Annotated in this window: 14 protein-coding genes and 2 tRNA genes; 12 read left to right on the top strand and 4 right to left on the bottom strand. The window is 53.5% G+C overall.

The window, feature by feature from the left end; genetic code table 11:
• Nucleotides 1-17: 17 nt before the first annotated feature.
• A tRNA-Asp gene (locus tag ABIB59_RS25150) sits at nt 18-94 on the top strand.
• Between the two features lie 8 nt (nt 95-102).
• Nucleotides 103-178, top strand: a tRNA-Trp gene (locus tag ABIB59_RS25145).
• A gap of 93 nt (nt 179-271) precedes the next feature.
• Here the strand turns inward: ABIB59_RS25145 and hdfR are convergent.
• A complete protein-coding gene (gene hdfR / locus ABIB59_RS25140) occupies nt 272-1,123 on the bottom strand; it encodes an HTH-type transcriptional regulator HdfR (RefSeq protein ID WP_369944960.1) in 852 nt (283 codons plus the stop codon).
• A gap of 88 nt (nt 1,124-1,211) precedes the next feature.
• On the opposite strand from hdfR, the gene ABIB59_RS25135 reads away from it, so the two are divergent.
• Nucleotides 1,212-1,550 carry a MaoP family protein gene (locus ABIB59_RS25135; protein WP_039076994.1) on the top strand — a complete coding sequence of 113 codons (339 nt, stop codon included), beginning with the start codon at nt 1,212-1,214 and terminating at the stop codon, nt 1,548-1,550.
• 24 nt (nt 1,551-1,574) lie between these two features.
• On the opposite strand, the gene ABIB59_RS25130 is transcribed toward ABIB59_RS25135, so the two are convergent.
• A complete protein-coding gene (locus ABIB59_RS25130; protein WP_165159423.1) occupies nt 1,575-3,101 on the bottom strand; it encodes a YifB family Mg chelatase-like AAA ATPase in 1,527 nt (508 codons plus the stop codon).
• Between the two features lie 341 nt (nt 3,102-3,442).
• Here ABIB59_RS25130 and ilvL point away from each other — a divergent pair, with 341 nt between their 5' ends.
• The 8 genes from ilvL (at nt 3,443) to ABIB59_RS25090 (ending at nt 10,801) form a co-directional block, all read left to right on the top strand.
• Nucleotides 3,443-3,541, top strand: a complete 99-nt coding sequence (gene ilvL, locus ABIB59_RS25125) for an ilv operon leader peptide (protein ID WP_032229281.1) — start codon at nt 3,443-3,445, stop codon at nt 3,539-3,541.
• 86 nt (nt 3,542-3,627) lie between these two features.
• Nucleotides 3,628-3,678 carry a peptide IlvX gene (gene ilvX / locus ABIB59_RS25120; RefSeq protein WP_206780280.1) on the top strand — a complete coding sequence of 17 codons (51 nt, stop codon included), beginning with the start codon at nt 3,628-3,630 and terminating at the stop codon, nt 3,676-3,678.
• A 2-nt stretch (nt 3,679-3,680) separates the two neighbouring features.
• Entirely contained in the window at nt 3,681-5,327 is a 1,647-nt protein-coding gene (gene ilvG / locus ABIB59_RS25115; protein ID WP_071195540.1) for an acetolactate synthase 2 catalytic subunit, read from the top strand.
• The gene (gene ilvM / locus ABIB59_RS25110; protein WP_039076997.1) at nt 5,324-5,587 is read left to right on the top strand and encodes an acetolactate synthase 2 small subunit; all 264 of its coding nucleotides are present in this window, start codon (nt 5,324-5,326) and stop codon (nt 5,585-5,587) included. Before ilvG ends, ilvM begins: the two co-directional genes overlap by 4 nt.
• A 16-nt stretch (nt 5,588-5,603) precedes the next feature.
• Nucleotides 5,604-6,533, top strand: a complete 930-nt coding sequence (locus tag ABIB59_RS25105; protein ID WP_039076998.1) for a branched-chain amino acid transaminase — start codon at nt 5,604-5,606, stop codon at nt 6,531-6,533.
• A gap of 61 nt (nt 6,534-6,594) precedes the next feature.
• Nucleotides 6,595-8,445, top strand: coding sequence for a dihydroxy-acid dehydratase (ilvD, locus tag ABIB59_RS25100; RefSeq protein ID WP_071195542.1), 1,851 nt, complete (start codon nt 6,595-6,597; stop codon nt 8,443-8,445).
• A 2-nt stretch (nt 8,446-8,447) separates the two neighbouring features.
• Nucleotides 8,448-9,992 (top strand): threonine ammonia-lyase, biosynthetic, encoded by a 1,545-nt coding sequence (gene ilvA / locus ABIB59_RS25095; RefSeq protein WP_039077000.1) that lies wholly within the window; start codon nt 8,448-8,450, stop codon nt 9,990-9,992.
• A gap of 104 nt (nt 9,993-10,096) precedes the next feature.
• Nucleotides 10,097-10,801: a DUF2461 domain-containing protein gene (locus ABIB59_RS25090; RefSeq protein ID WP_110296404.1), complete on the top strand. Its 705-nt coding sequence runs from the start codon at nt 10,097-10,099 to the stop codon at nt 10,799-10,801.
• Nucleotides 10,802-10,835: 34 nt separating this feature from the next.
• Here ABIB59_RS25090 and ABIB59_RS25085 read toward each other — a convergent pair whose 3' ends face one another.
• Nucleotides 10,836-11,225, bottom strand: coding sequence for a hypothetical protein (locus ABIB59_RS25085; RefSeq protein ID WP_107223986.1), 390 nt, complete (start codon nt 11,223-11,225; stop codon nt 10,836-10,838).
• A 10-nt stretch (nt 11,226-11,235) separates the two neighbouring features.
• A complete protein-coding gene (gene ilvY / locus ABIB59_RS25080; protein WP_071195544.1) occupies nt 11,236-12,126 on the bottom strand; it encodes an HTH-type transcriptional activator IlvY in 891 nt (296 codons plus the stop codon).
• A gap of 152 nt (nt 12,127-12,278) precedes the next feature.
• On the opposite strand from ilvY, the gene ilvC reads away from it, so the two are divergent.
• Nucleotides 12,279-13,754, top strand: a complete 1,476-nt coding sequence (ilvC, locus tag ABIB59_RS25075) for a ketol-acid reductoisomerase (RefSeq protein WP_071195545.1) — start codon at nt 12,279-12,281, stop codon at nt 13,752-13,754.
• The last annotated feature ends 154 nt before the right edge of the window (nt 13,755-13,908 follow it).

Below are 13,908 nucleotides of genomic sequence, written 5' to 3'. Positions count from 1 at the left end.
TTACAGAAGTATTCGGTGGAGCGGTAGTTCAGTCGGTTAGAATACCTGCCTGTCACGCAGGGGGTCGCGGGTTCGAGTCCCGTCCGTTCCGCCACCCTATTTAGGGGCGTAGTTCAATTGGTAGAGCACCGGTCTCCAAAACCGGGTGTTGGGAGTTCGAGTCTCTCCGCCCCTGCCAGAAAAAGAAAAAATCCTTTGCTTAGGCAAAGGATTTTTTTTGCTTTTTTTCTGACAAAGCAATTCAAACGCATCCATAGCGGATGCGTTGACTTTACTCAATTACCTGTATTTTCAATAGCTCGCGGATCTGGTTTTGCTTATCGCTATTCTGTAACCAGATAGCGTAAAGCGGTCGGGATAACGTCGTGCTATCAGCCACAACATGCAGGCCATCCCTTTGCTGCGCCCAGGATACGGGTAACCACGCGCATCCATTTAATAGTGTCAGTTGCTGATGAGCGACCTCAGCAGAACTGGTGGTTAGCGTTGGTACATCGTCGCTGCCAATCAATTCCGACTCATGTTGCTGAAAATCCGGCCCCCATTCCAGGCGTAAATAATTTAGCTGTGACTTCGTTTTTTCGGGCGTCGAGCAATAGAGGCCAAGCGTAAAGTGACCTAACAACTGGCTGCTAAATTCGTCCATTTTGGGCGTTTCTGTTGTGATCAAGAGATCAAGCTGACGTTCATGTAACTGTTTGACCAGCGATTGTCGCTGTGCAATTCGTGCTTCAAATTGCAGGCTTTCCTCGAGCTGATACAACCTCCCAAGCCAGTTGCTAAGCATGCATTCCCATAGCGATGCACTTGCGCCGATAGAAAATTGATTGTGTCGCGATGTATGAGCTACTTCTTTGCGTGCCGCCTGCCAGGTATTCATCAGCGTTTCGGCATAGGGGAGGAGTTTTTCTCCGGCCGCTGTCAGGCGGATATTGTTGCGATGGCGAGTGAAAAGGTTCACGCCAAGCTGGTTTTCTAACTGACGAATACGAAAGCTCACCGCTGACTGGGTTAAATAGAGTGCTTCAGCTGCGCGCCCAAAGTGGCGAGTTCGGCTGACTTCCAGGAAAGTTTTTAGCAATTCCGTATCCACAGGTTTCTCCGCAAAATTATTTGTCGTAATGATTTAAATGTTTTGTTTTACACTCTGTCAAGCGTAACTAATACTCCGCGCCATAAATAGCTCGGCCAAAGAATTAGGAGCGTGCAGGATGGCGGAAAGCTTTACGACGACTAATCGTTTTTTTGATAACAAACATTATCCGCGCGGGTTTTCCCGTCATGGTGATTTCACCATCAAAGAAGCTCAGCTGCTTGAGCGTCACGGTTATGCTTTCAACGAGCTGGATCTCGGGAAGCGTGAACCGACCACAGAAGAAGAAATCCGTTTCGTCGCTGTATGTCGCGGCGAGCGCGAGCCAGATACCGAAGCAGAACGCGTCTGGTCTAAGTATATGTCACGCATTAAGCGTCCAAAGCGTTTTCATACCCTGTCCGGTGGCAAACCGCAGATGGAAGGGAATGAGGACTACACGGAATCTGACGATTAAAAACAGGGGCTACGGCCCCTTTTTTTATCCCAACATTTTCTGCAAATGGATGAGTAGCCTGTCGATGGCACGATAGCTGAGCGCTTCCTGTAGATGCTCGCGCTGAATACTTTCTGCGCCATCCAGATCGGCGATGGTTCTTCCTACTTTCAATAAACGTTGCCAGGCCCGTACTGAAAGGCCAAGCCGAACCAGTGTTTCTTCCAGCCACTGTCCATCCGTTTGCGTGAGCACGCAAAAATCCCTCATCTCGCTATTTTCCAGTAACGCATTGAGCTTCCCTTGCCGTTGGTACTGTCGCTCATGTGCTGCGATAACCCGTGCACGAACAACGCTACTTTTTTCGCTGTCATGTTGGCTATGACTCAGCATGCCGGGCGGCAGAAGCGGGATCTCAAGCGATAGGTCGAAGCGGTCAAGAAATGGCCCGGATAAGCGCCCAAGGTAGCGCAGTGTCTGCTCCGGTGTGCTGCGGTTGTGGTTCCCTTGGTAGTGCCCTGTCGGGCTGGGATTCATGGCGGCAATAAGTTGAAAACGGGCAGGATAAGTTACTTTTGCCCGCGTACGGGAAATATGAATCTGCCCTGACTCGATGGGTTCACGCAACGCGTCCAGCACCCGACGCTCAAATTCGGGAAGTTCATCAAGAAACAACACGCCGTTATGGGCCAGCGAGATCTCCCCTGGCCCCGGTATTGCGCCACCGCCAACCATGGCCGTAAGTGAGGCACTATGATGCGGTGCGCGAAAAGGTCTCTGCCGCCATTGACGTATCAATCCGGAGGTATTTACCAGACTCAGAATTGCCGCGCTTTCCAATGCCTCCTGGTTGCTCAGGGGCGGCAACAACGCACCAAGCCTGCTGGCGAGCATGGTTTTACCTGTCCCCGGTGGACCGATCAACAATAAGTTATGTCCGCCAGCAGCGGTAATCTCCAGCGCGCGTTTGCCTTGATCCTGGCCGATGATATCGCTTAGGTCGTGTTGCGCTGTATCCTGGTTGTCGCTGATAAAATGGGCAGAGGGGGGAGATAGCTCATGTTTGCCTTCAAGAAAGGCGCATACAGCCTGCAGATGCTCGGCAATATAACAATCTTGCGTTCCCGTAAGGCTCACCTCGGCCTCGTTCTCTGCCGCGACAATAATGGATCTGCCTGCCTTGATTGCCTCCATGGCACTTGATATTGCCCCGGGAACGCCACGTAACGCCCCTGTAAGGGCCAATTCACCCACGAACTCAAACCGATGAAGTTGGATATTCTGCAATTGCTCAGAAGCCGCGAGAAGCGCAATCGCGATAGGTAAATCATATCGCCCTCCCTCTTTGGGAAGATCCGCCGGCGCCAGGTTGATAGTGATCTTTTTCGCGGGAAATTCGTAGCCACTATTGATGATTGCGCTACGTACACGGTCCCGTGCTTCCTTCACCGTTGTTTCCGGTAAACCGACCATTGTCAGGCCGGGAAGACCGTTGCTGATATGCACCTCAACGGTGATTAACGGTGCACAAACCCCCAGCGCTGCGCGTGTGTAAATAACCGACAACGTCATAACACCTCCTTGTGAAAGGTAAGTATGCGGCGTAAATGGACGTTGGCTTCCTGAAAAAAGGAAGGTTTGCGTGCAGGCTTCCACACTTTTTGGACGATTGCGGACGATCTATATTTTTCTGGAACGCTCCTCGCATGTTACAAGTTGATGTCCCAAAGCCCTTTTACCGTTGAAAAAAATGAAATTATTTCATTTAAGTTTTTCTTTATAAAAAACAAAGCTTTTCATTGAGATTGTTTTGCTAAAGAAAAAACGCGTCATAAAAATTTCTTGTGTCATGTCTTATATCTGTGATAACTCTTTAGGCATTCCTTCGAACATGAAGCCAGAAAGTACAGAAAATGACAGCCCTTCTACGAGTGATTAGCCTGATTGTGATTAGCGTGGTGGTGATTATTATCCCACCGTGCGGGGCTGCACTTGGACGAGGAAAGGCTTAAAAATCAAGCCTTAACGAACTAAGACCCCCGCACCGAAAGGTCCGGGGGTTTTTTTATGACCTAAAAACATAAACGAGGAGCAGAGAATGAGTAGTAGCACAAAATTCTGTTTCTCCCGATTTACGGCGGGGAACTAACTATGAATGGCGCACAATGGGTAGTACATGCGTTGCGGGCACAGCAGGTTGATACGGTCTTTGGGTATCCGGGTGGCGCAATTATGCCGGTTTACGATGCATTGTATGACGGCGGCGTGGAACATCTGTTGTGTCGGCACGAGCAGGGTGCGGCAATGGCGGCGATCGGTTATGCGCGCTCCACGGGGAAAACCGGTGTTTGTATCGCCACGTCTGGTCCGGGTGCAACCAACCTGATCACGGGGCTGGCAGATGCGCTGCTGGATTCCGTTCCTGTGGTTGCCATCACCGGCCAGGTTGCGGCACCGTTCATTGGTACCGATGCCTTCCAGGAAGTGGACGTTCTCGGTTTGTCGCTGGCCTGCACTAAACATAGTTTTCTGGTGCAGTCCCTGGAGGAGCTGCCGCGCGTTATTGCCGAAGCTTTCCAGGTGGCAAACTCAGGCCGCCCTGGCCCGGTTCTTGTTGATATCCCTAAAGATATCCAGTTAGCCTCCGGTGATCTGGAACCGCATTTCTCCACCGTCGAAGACGAGTTCTCCTTCCCGCATGAAGAAATGGCACAGGCATACCAGATGCTGGCTCAGTCCAAAAAACCGATGCTGTATGTTGGCGGCGGTGTAGGCATGGCGCAGGCGGTTCCGGCGCTGCGTGCGTTCCTCTCCGCCACCCGGATGCCAGTGACCTGCACACTGAAAGGCCTTGGTGCGGTTGAAGATAGTTATCCATGGTATCTCGGCATGCTGGGGATGCACGGCACCAAAGCCGCAAATCTGGCGGTGCAGGAGTGCGATCTGCTCATCGCCGTGGGCGCACGCTTTGACGATCGTGTAACCGGCAAACTGAACACCTTTGCCCCGCATGCAAAAGTGATTCATATGGATATCGACCCGGCTGAAATGAACAAATTGCGTCAGGCCCATGTCAGCCTGCAAGGCGATTTGAATGCACTGCTGCCCGCGCTGCAACAGAATTTAGAGATTAACGAATGGCGTCAATTTAATGCCGATATGCGTACAGAGTTCGCCTGGCGTTACGATCATCCGGGTGACGCGATTTACGCACCGTTATTGTTAAAACAACTGTCAGATCGCAAACCTGCCAACAGCGTGGTCACCACCGATGTGGGTCAGCACCAGATGTGGTCCGCTCAGCACATGACTTACACTCGTCCGGAGAACTTCATCACCTCCAGCGGCTTGGGCACAATGGGTTTTGGCCTGCCAGCCGCCGTTGGGGCGCAGGTGGCTCGCCCGAATGATACGGTAATCTGTATCTCCGGTGACGGCTCCTTCATGATGAATGTTCAGGAGCTCGGCACCGTAAAACGCAAGCAGTTACCGCTGAAAATCGTGTTACTGGACAATCAGCGTTTAGGGATGGTTCGCCAGTGGCAGCAGTTATTCTTCAACGAACGTTATAGCGAAACAACGCTTACCGATAACCCCGATTTCCTCGTTCTGGCCAGCGCCTTCGGCATTCCCGGCCAGCACATCACCCGTAAAGACCAGGTTGAAGCGGCACTCGACACCATGCTGTCCTGCGAGGGGCCTTACCTGCTTCATGTCTCAATCGACGAGCTTGAGAATGTCTGGCCGTTGGTACCACCAGGTGCCAGTAATGCAGAAATGCTGGAGAAATTATCATGATGCAACATCAGGTCGCCGTGCAGGCCCGCTTCAACCCGGAAACGTTAGAACGTGTATTACGTGTGGTGCGCCACCGTGGCTTTCAGGTTTGCTCAATGAACATGGAAGCGGCCACCGACGCGCAGAATATAAATATTGAATTGACCGTTGCCAGTCCGCGCCCCGTCGAATTACTGTTTAGCCAGCTAAGCAAACTGGTCGATGTCGCCCGGGTTGATATCCAGCAATGTACAACATCATCACAACAGATCCGCGCCTGAGCGCAAAGGAATTAAAATGACGACGAAAAAAGCTGATTACATTTGGTTCAATGGCGAGATGGTTCCGTGGGGAGAAGCGAAGGTTCATGTAATGTCCCACGCCCTGCATTACGGTACTTCCGTGTTTGAAGGTATCCGTTGCTATGACTCGCACAAAGGGCCGGTGGTGTTCCGTCATCGTGAGCACATGCAGCGTCTGCGTGATTCAGCCAAAATTTACCGCTTCCCGGTTTCTCAAAGTGTTGATGAACTGATGGAAGCCTGCCGTCAGGTGATTCGCAAAAATAACCTGACCAGCGCCTATATTCGTCCGTTGGTGTTTGTCGGTGACGTAGGTATGGGCGTTAACCCGCCGGAAGGTTATACCACTGATGTGATCATCGCAGCTTTCCCCTGGGGGGCATACCTCGGCGCAGAAGCGCTGGAGCAGGGGATCGACGCGATGGTTTCCTCCTGGAACCGCGTTGCACCGAACACCATCCCGACTGCGGCAAAAGCCGGTGGTAACTATCTTTCTTCTCTGCTGGTTGGCAGCGAAGCACGTCGTCACGGTTATCAGGAAGGTATTGCGCTCGACGTGAACGGCTATATTTCAGAAGGCGCGGGTGAAAACCTGTTCGAAGTGAAAGATGGCGTGCTGTTCACTCCGCCGTTTACCTCTTCCGCTCTGCCGGGCATCACCCGCGATGCGATCATCAAACTGGCAAAAGAACTCGGCATTGAAGTTCGCGAGCAAACCCTGTCCCGCGAATCTCTGTACCTGGCCGATGAAGTGTTCATGTCTGGCACCGCGGCAGAAATCACGCCGGTTCGTAGCGTGGATGGCATCCAGGTGGGCGAAGGTCGCTGTGGCCCGGTCACCAAACGTATTCAGCAAGCATTCTTTGGCCTCTTCACCGGTGAAACCGAAGATAAATGGGGCTGGTTGGATCAAGTTAATCAATAAACAAAACGACAGGGCGGCACGCACCGCCCTGTTTTGTAGACAGACTGGGAGTAAATAAAGCATGCCTAAATACCGTTCCGCCACCACCACTCATGGCCGCAATATGGCGGGCGCCCGCGCGCTGTGGCGCGCAACCGGGATGACAGACGCCGATTTCGGTAAGCCGATCATTGCTGTCGTGAACTCGTTTACCCAGTTCGTGCCGGGGCACGTGCACCTGCGCGATCTCGGTAAGCTGGTTGCTGAGCAGATTGAAGCCTCCGGCGGTGTGGCAAAAGAGTTCAACACCATTGCCGTGGATGACGGTATCGCCATGGGTCACGGCGGCATGCTTTATTCACTGCCATCACGCGAACTGATCGCGGACTCCGTTGAGTACATGGTGAATGCCCACTGTGCGGATGCCATGGTGTGCATCTCCAACTGTGACAAAATCACCCCAGGGATGCTGATGGCGTCACTGCGCCTCAATATTCCGGTGATCTTCGTCTCCGGTGGCCCGATGGAGGCTGGTAAAACCAAGCTTTCTGACAAAATCATCAAGCTCGATCTGGTTGATGCGATGATTCAGGGCGCGGATCCGAAAGTATCCGACTCGCAAAGCGAGCAGGTTGAACGCTCTGCCTGTCCGACCTGCGGCTCCTGTTCCGGTATGTTTACCGCTAACTCAATGAACTGCCTGACCGAAGCGCTGGGTCTTTCTCAGCCGGGCAATGGCTCGCTGTTGGCGACCCATGCCGATCGTAAAGAGCTGTTCCTTACCGCAGGCCAGCGCATCGTTGAACTGACCAAACGCTACTACGAGCAGGATGATGCTTCCGCGCTGCCACGCAATATCGCCAGCAAAGCGGCGTTTGAGAACGCCATGACACTGGATATCGCGATGGGTGGCTCTACCAATACCGTTCTGCACCTGCTGGCGGCAGCGCAAGAAGCCGAAATCGATTTCACCATGAGTGATATCGACAAGCTGTCCCGCAAAGTGCCGCAGTTGTGTAAGGTGGCGCCGAGCACGCAGAAATACCATATGGAAGATGTGCATCGTGCCGGTGGCGTACTGGGGATCCTCGGTGAGCTGGATCGCGCAGGTCTGTTGAACCGCGACGTGAAAAACGTACTCGGTTTGACCCTGCCGCAGACGCTGGAGCAGTACGACATCACGGTAACGCAGGACGAGGCGGTGAAAAAAATGTTCCGTGCCGGCCCTGCTGGTATCCGTACGACTCAGGCTTTCTCGCAGGATTGCCGCTGGGATTCGCTGGATGATGATCGCGCTGAGGGTTGTATCCGTTCTCTGGAGCATGCCTACAGCAAAGACGGTGGTCTGGCCGTACTGTACGGTAACTTCGCTGAAAACGGCTGCATCGTAAAAACCGCAGGCGTGGATGACAGCATCCTGAAATTCACCGGCCCGGCAAAAGTCTATGAAAGCCAGGATGATGCGGTAGAAGCGATCCTCGGTGGTAAGGTTGTGGCGGGTGATGTTGTTGTTATCCGTTACGAGGGGCCAAAAGGTGGGCCGGGCATGCAGGAGATGCTGTACCCGACGACGTTCCTTAAGTCGATGGGCCTGGGTAAAGCCTGTGCGCTGGTCACTGACGGCCGTTTCTCCGGCGGTACATCTGGCCTCTCCATTGGCCACGTTTCTCCGGAAGCGGCGAGCGGTGGCAATATTGCCATTATTGAAGATGGCGACATGATCGCCATCGACATCCCGAACCGGGGTATTCAACTGCAACTGAGCGATGCCGAAATTGCGGCACGTCGTGAAGCGCAGGAAGCCCGTGGCGCTCAGGCCTGGACGCCGAAATCTCGCGAACGTCAGGTTTCCTTCGCGTTGCGTGCATATGCCAGCCTCGCCACCAGCGCAGATAAAGGCGCGGTGCGCGATAAATCAAAACTGGGTGGCTAATTATGGCTGATTCACAACCCCTATCCGGCTCCCCTGAGGGGGCCGAGTATCTCAGGGCGGTGCTGCGTGCACCGGTCTATGAGGCGGTGCAGGTTACCCCCCTGCAGAAAATGGAAAAACTCTCTTCGCGCCTCGACAACATTGTGCTGGTGAAGCGTGAAGACCGTCAGCCGGTGCACAGCTTTAAGCTCCGTGGCGCTTACGCCATGATGGCGGGTTTAACCGCCGAGCAGAAAGCCCGTGGCGTGATTACCGCATCGGCAGGCAACCATGCGCAGGGCGTGGCCTACTCTTCTGCCCGACTTGGTGTCAAAGCGTTGATCGTGATGCCGACTGCAACTGCGGAAATCAAAGTGGATGCGGTGCGCGGTTTTGGCGGGGAAGTGCTGTTGCATGGTTCGAACTTCGATGAGGCAAAAGCCAAAGCACTTGAACTCTCTCAGCAACAGGGTTTTACCTGGGTGCCGCCATTTGATCATCCGATGGTGATTGCCGGTCAGGGCACGCTGGCGCTGGAACTGCTGCAACAGGATGCCCACATTGACCGCGTTTTCGTACCCGTCGGCGGTGGCGGTCTGGCGTCTGGGGTAGCCGTACTGATTAAGCAACTGATGCCGCAAATCAAAGTCATCGCTGTGGAAGCTGAAGATTCCGCCTGCCTGAAAGCGGCGCTGGATGCCGGGCATCCGGTCGACCTGCCACGAGTAGGTCTGTTTGCCGAAGGGGTTGCCGTTAAACGTATTGGCGATGAGACGTTCCGTCTGTGCCGTGAATATCTTGACGATATCATTACCGTCGACAGCGACGCCATCTGCGCTGCCATGAAAGACCTGTTCGAGGACGTGCGTGCGGTGGCTGAACCCTCTGGCGCCCTGGCGCTGGCAGGGATGAAGAAATATGTCGCTCAGCACAAGATCCGTGGCGAGCGTCTGGCGCATGTCCTGTCGGGTGCCAACGTGAATTTCCACGGTCTGCGTTACGTTTCTGAACGCTGTGAGTTGGGCGAACAGCGCGAAGCGCTGCTGGCCGTCACCATTCCGGAAGAGAAAGGTAGCTTCCTGAAATTCTGTCAGCTATTGGGCGGCCGTTCCGTCACGGAATTTAACTACCGTTTTGCCGATGCGAAAGATGCCTGTATTTTCGTGGGCGTGCGCTTAAGCCGCGGGCTGGAAGAGCGCAAAGAGATCCTGCAACTGTTGAACGAAGGCGGTTACAGCGTGGTGGACCTTTCCGATGACGAAATGGCGAAGCTGCATGTGCGCTATATGGTCGGAGGTCGTCCCTCGAAACCGCTTACCGAGCGACTTTTCAGCTTCGAGTTCCCGGAATCACCCGGCGCGCTGCTGAAATTCTTGCACACGCTTGGTACTCACTGGAATATCTCGCTGTTCCACTACCGTAGCCACGGTACTGACTACGGTCGCGTGCTGGCGGCGTTCGAACTGGGCGACCATGAGCCGGATTTTGAAACCCGCCTCAACGAGCTTGGCTACGATTGCCATGATGAGACCAACAACCCGGCATTTCGCTTCTTCCTTGCGGGCTAGCGTCAGGTTCTTACAAAACAAGGCACGATATTTCGTGCCTTGTTTGTCTGGCGAGCGCGGCGGCATAATGCAGCAGAACATTTCCGCTAAAACAGGTGAAGCACATGGCAGGACGCTTTCAGGGCTTTGCTCAGGAAGGGCTCGACTTCCTCCAGCAAGTTCGCATCGAAAATGACAAGACCTGGTTTGAAGAGCATCGTTTTATCTATGACCGCAGTATCCTTACCCCTTTTCGTGCGCTGGTGGACGACCTGGCTCCCACGATGCTGGAAATTGATCCGCTGCTGGAAACACGCTCCGCGATTGGTAAGACCTTGTCGCGCATTCATCGCGATACCCGTTTCTCTCACGATAAATCCCTTTATCGCAGCCGGATGTGGCTGACCTTCAAACGCCCGGCAAAGAACTGGACGGACGCGCCGGTTTACTTTTTTGAGATCAGCCCGGACACCCTGCGCTATGGCCTGGGGTATTACAGCGCCAGCAAATCAACGATGGACCTTTTTCGCCATACATTGAAGCAGCGTCCGGCACAATTTCTGGAGATAGCCGATGAATGCTGCCAGCCGCCGTTTGCGCTGGAAGCTGAGCGTTACAAGCGGCCGCTTGTGAAAGACCTCGATCCGGCGATTGCCAACTGGTATCAGTGCAAAACATTCGCGGTGATGGCGACCGATAACGACGTGGAAAAGCTGTTCCACGCCGGGTTGGTGAATCTGCTGGCCGAAGGGTTTCGTCAACTGGAACCGCTGTATCAGTGGCTGATGACTGTGGAAACGATGAAACAGATCGATCCCGATGATTTATAACTACAAGGATAAGTGAGAAGGGGCACCCCTTGTGTCACTTCATCACTGTCCCTCGTACATACTTATCCAGCTTGTCCGATTCATAAAATTTCATGCATTGCGCCAGCACGTTATTGGCGGTCTGAGCATGGTCGGGGTGTAACGACATCGTTAGCTGATCAAAATTTTTCGTCTCTTTAGCGACGAATTTCTGAAATTCGTCCCAGACACCAGCATTGCTTAATGCGTAGCTCTCGACAAGGAATGATGCATCCTTCGAGGAGGCTGATTGCGTGCCTTCTGGCGTTCGGGCCTGGTAATTCGTCACCAGGCACTGTTTCAGCGCCAGATGTTTTACATCCTGTACGGTAACGCCCTTTGGTTTAGCCTGGGCAGTGCAACATGCCGCAATGGCTACGGTTAACAACAGGACCTGGATACGCATCATTTTCTCCTTATTTAGCCTGAACAATTTCCCAGAATGCATTAATCAGAGGCTCATGTAGCCGCTTTTTCGGTGCGCAAACGCCCAGTTCGAAGGGGGTTTTTTCATCGCTGCGCTCAAGAATCATGACACGGTTGCGTACGGGTTCGGGGCTATTTTCCAGCACCACCTCAGGGATGAGCGCCACGCCACAGCCGAGTGCCACCATGGAGACCATCGCTTCATGGCCGCCTACTGTCGCATAAATCGACGGGTTACTGATTTTATGGCGACGAAACCAGAGTTCAATGCGGCGGCGAACAGGACCTTGATCCGCCATGATAAACGGCACCGTAGCCCAGTCAGGGTTATCCACAGAGACCTGGCTGCGAACAGGGCAAGGCAGCGCCGGGGCAATCAACACCACCGCCAGATTCTCCAGCATCGAAAATGCCACTGCGCCAGGCAGTGTTTCCGGTTTACCGGCAATCGCCAGATCGGCTTCCCCTGTCACCACTTTTTCCATCGCATCGGCAGCGTCACCGGTGGTGAGCTTAATTTCTACCGAAGGATGCGCGGCGCGGAAGCGATCGAGAATCGGTGGCAGATGGCTGTAGGCTGCCGTGACCGAGCAGAAGATATGTAACTCGCCTGACAGTGACGGTCCTTTCTGATCGATGGCGTGGCGCAGTTGCTGATACTGCAATAAAGTTTGATGAGCAAATGCCCGCAACTCTTCACCCGCTTCGGTGAGCGTAACGGTGCGGTTATCACGAACAAATAGCGCCTGGCCAAGATCTTCTTCCAGACGCTGGATCTGCCTTGAAAGCGTGGAGGGACTGACGTGCATGGCGCGCGCACTGCGGCCGAAATGGCGGCTCTCCGCCAGATGCAGGAAGGTTTTCAGGTCACGTAAATCCATGAGACAGACTCCACATTTTTACGTTGCATAAATTGCAATGTCACATTGTTAATATATCAATTTAAGCAACACATTTCCTGTTGTAATGTGGGTACATTCTCGCAATACAGCGAACCGAATAACAAAAGCACGACACACGACGAGGAATCACCATGGCTAACTACTTCAATACACTGAATCTGCGCCAGCAGCTGGCGCAACTGGGTAAATGTCGCTTTATGGCGCGCGACGAATTCGCCGATGGCGCAAGCTACCTGCAGGGTAAAAAAGTGGTCATCGTCGGGTGTGGCGCGCAGGGCCTCAACCAGGGGCTGAATATGCGTGACTCCGGTCTGGACATCTCCTATGCACTGCGTGCAGAAGCGATTGCAGAAAAACGCGCTTCCTGGCGTAAAGCGACCGAGAACGGTTTCAAAGTTGGGACTTACGAAGAGCTGATCCCGCAGGCTGACCTGGTGGTTAACCTGACGCCGGACAAACAGCACTCTGACGTTGTGCGCTCCGTACAGCCGCTGATGAAAGACGGCGCGGCGCTGGGTTACTCCCATGGCTTCAACATCGTGGAAGTGGGCGAGCAGATCCGTAAAGACATTACCGTTGTGATGGTAGCCCCGAAATGTCCGGGTACCGAAGTCCGTGAAGAGTACAAACGTGGTTTTGGTGTTCCGACCCTGATCGCGGTTCACCCGGAGAACGATCCGAAAGGCGAAGGTATGGCCATCGCCAAAGCCTGGGCTGCGGCGACCGGTGGTCACCGTGCCGGCGTGCTGGAGTCTTCCTTCGTTGCGGAAGTGAAATCTGACCTGATGGGCGAGCAGACGATTCTGTGCGGTATGCTGCAGGCGGGTTCTCTGCTGTGCTTCGATAAGCTGGTGGAAGAAGGTACTGACCCGGCATATGCCGAGAAACTGATTCAGTTCGGCTGGGAAACCATCACCGAAGCGCTGAAACAGGGCGGCATCACGCTGATGATGGATCGTCTGTCCAACCCGGCAAAATTGCGTGCTTACGCGCTGTCCGAACAACTGAAAGAGATTATGGCGCCGCTGTTCCAGAAACATATGGACGACATTATCTCTGGCGAATTCTCTTCCGGCATGATGGCGGACTGGGCGAACGACGATAAGAAACTGCTGACCTGGCGTGAAGAGACCGGTAAAACCGCGTTCGAAACCGCTGCCCAGTTCGACGGTAAAATTGGCGAGCAGGAGTACTTCGATAAAGGCGTTCTGATGATTGCGATGGTGAAAGCGGGCGTTGAGCTGGCCTTCGAAACCATGGTGGCATCGGGCATCATCGAAGAGTCAGCATACTACGAATCACTGCACGAGCTGCCGCTGATCGCGAACACCATCGCCCGTAAGCGTCTGTACGAAATGAACGTGGTTATCTCTGATACCGCAGAATACGGTAACTACCTGTTCTCTTATGCTTGCGTACCGCTGCTGAAAGAGTTCATGACCACCCTGCAGACCGGTGACCTGGGCCAGGCTATTGCCGAAGGTTCCGTAGACAACGCGCAACTGCGCGATGTTAACGAAGCTATTCAGGCTCACCCGATTGAAGCAGTTGGTAAGAAACTGCGTGGCTATATGACCGATATGAAACGTATCGCTGTTGCGGGCTAACCAGGCGTCGGGTCGCTTTTTGCTGACCTGACCTGTCACTTCCTGTTTAAAAACCTGATGAGCGGAAACGCCGTCAGGTTTTTTTACATCTAAAAAATGTTCCATATCAATATGATATGTGTCTCCTGCCATGAGTTTTCACTGGCATGATTGT

It is taken from the genome of Citrobacter sp. UYEF32, from assembly GCF_040546205.1.
GTDB classification, from domain to species: domain Bacteria; phylum Pseudomonadota; class Gammaproteobacteria; order Enterobacterales; family Enterobacteriaceae; genus Phytobacter; species Phytobacter diazotrophicus.
Note: the sequence above shows the minus strand (reverse complement) of the source record. Positions and strands in the feature narration are given on the sequence as shown.

What these genes read in the sequence shown, in the direction of transcription:
- ilvA (WP_039077000.1), top strand. Translation starts at nt 8,448, where the DNA reads ATGGCTGATTCACAACCCCTATCCGGCTCCCCTGAGGGGGCCGAGTAT.
- ABIB59_RS25090 (WP_110296404.1), top strand. Translation starts at nt 10,097, where the DNA reads ATGGCAGGACGCTTTCAGGGCTTTGCTCAGGAAGGGCTCGACTTCCTC.
- ilvC (WP_071195545.1), top strand. Translation starts at nt 12,279, where the DNA reads ATGGCTAACTACTTCAATACACTGAATCTGCGCCAGCAGCTGGCGCAA.
- ilvL (WP_032229281.1), top strand. Translation starts at nt 3,443, where the DNA reads ATGACAGCCCTTCTACGAGTGATTAGCCTGATTGTGATTAGCGTGGTG.
- ABIB59_RS25130 (WP_165159423.1), bottom strand. Translation starts at nt 3,101, where the DNA reads ATGACGTTGTCGGTTATTTACACACGCGCAGCGCTGGGGGTTTGTGCA.
- ilvG (WP_071195540.1), top strand. Translation starts at nt 3,681, where the DNA reads ATGAATGGCGCACAATGGGTAGTACATGCGTTGCGGGCACAGCAGGTT.
- ABIB59_RS25105 (WP_039076998.1), top strand. Translation starts at nt 5,604, where the DNA reads ATGACGACGAAAAAAGCTGATTACATTTGGTTCAATGGCGAGATGGTT.
- ABIB59_RS25135 (WP_039076994.1), top strand. Translation starts at nt 1,212, where the DNA reads ATGGCGGAAAGCTTTACGACGACTAATCGTTTTTTTGATAACAAACAT.
- ilvD (WP_071195542.1), top strand. Translation starts at nt 6,595, where the DNA reads ATGCCTAAATACCGTTCCGCCACCACCACTCATGGCCGCAATATGGCG.
- ilvM (WP_039076997.1), top strand. Translation starts at nt 5,324, where the DNA reads ATGATGCAACATCAGGTCGCCGTGCAGGCCCGCTTCAACCCGGAAACG.
- ABIB59_RS25085 (WP_107223986.1), bottom strand. Translation starts at nt 11,225, where the DNA reads ATGCGTATCCAGGTCCTGTTGTTAACCGTAGCCATTGCGGCATGTTGC.
- ilvY (WP_071195544.1), bottom strand. Translation starts at nt 12,126, where the DNA reads ATGGATTTACGTGACCTGAAAACCTTCCTGCATCTGGCGGAGAGCCGC.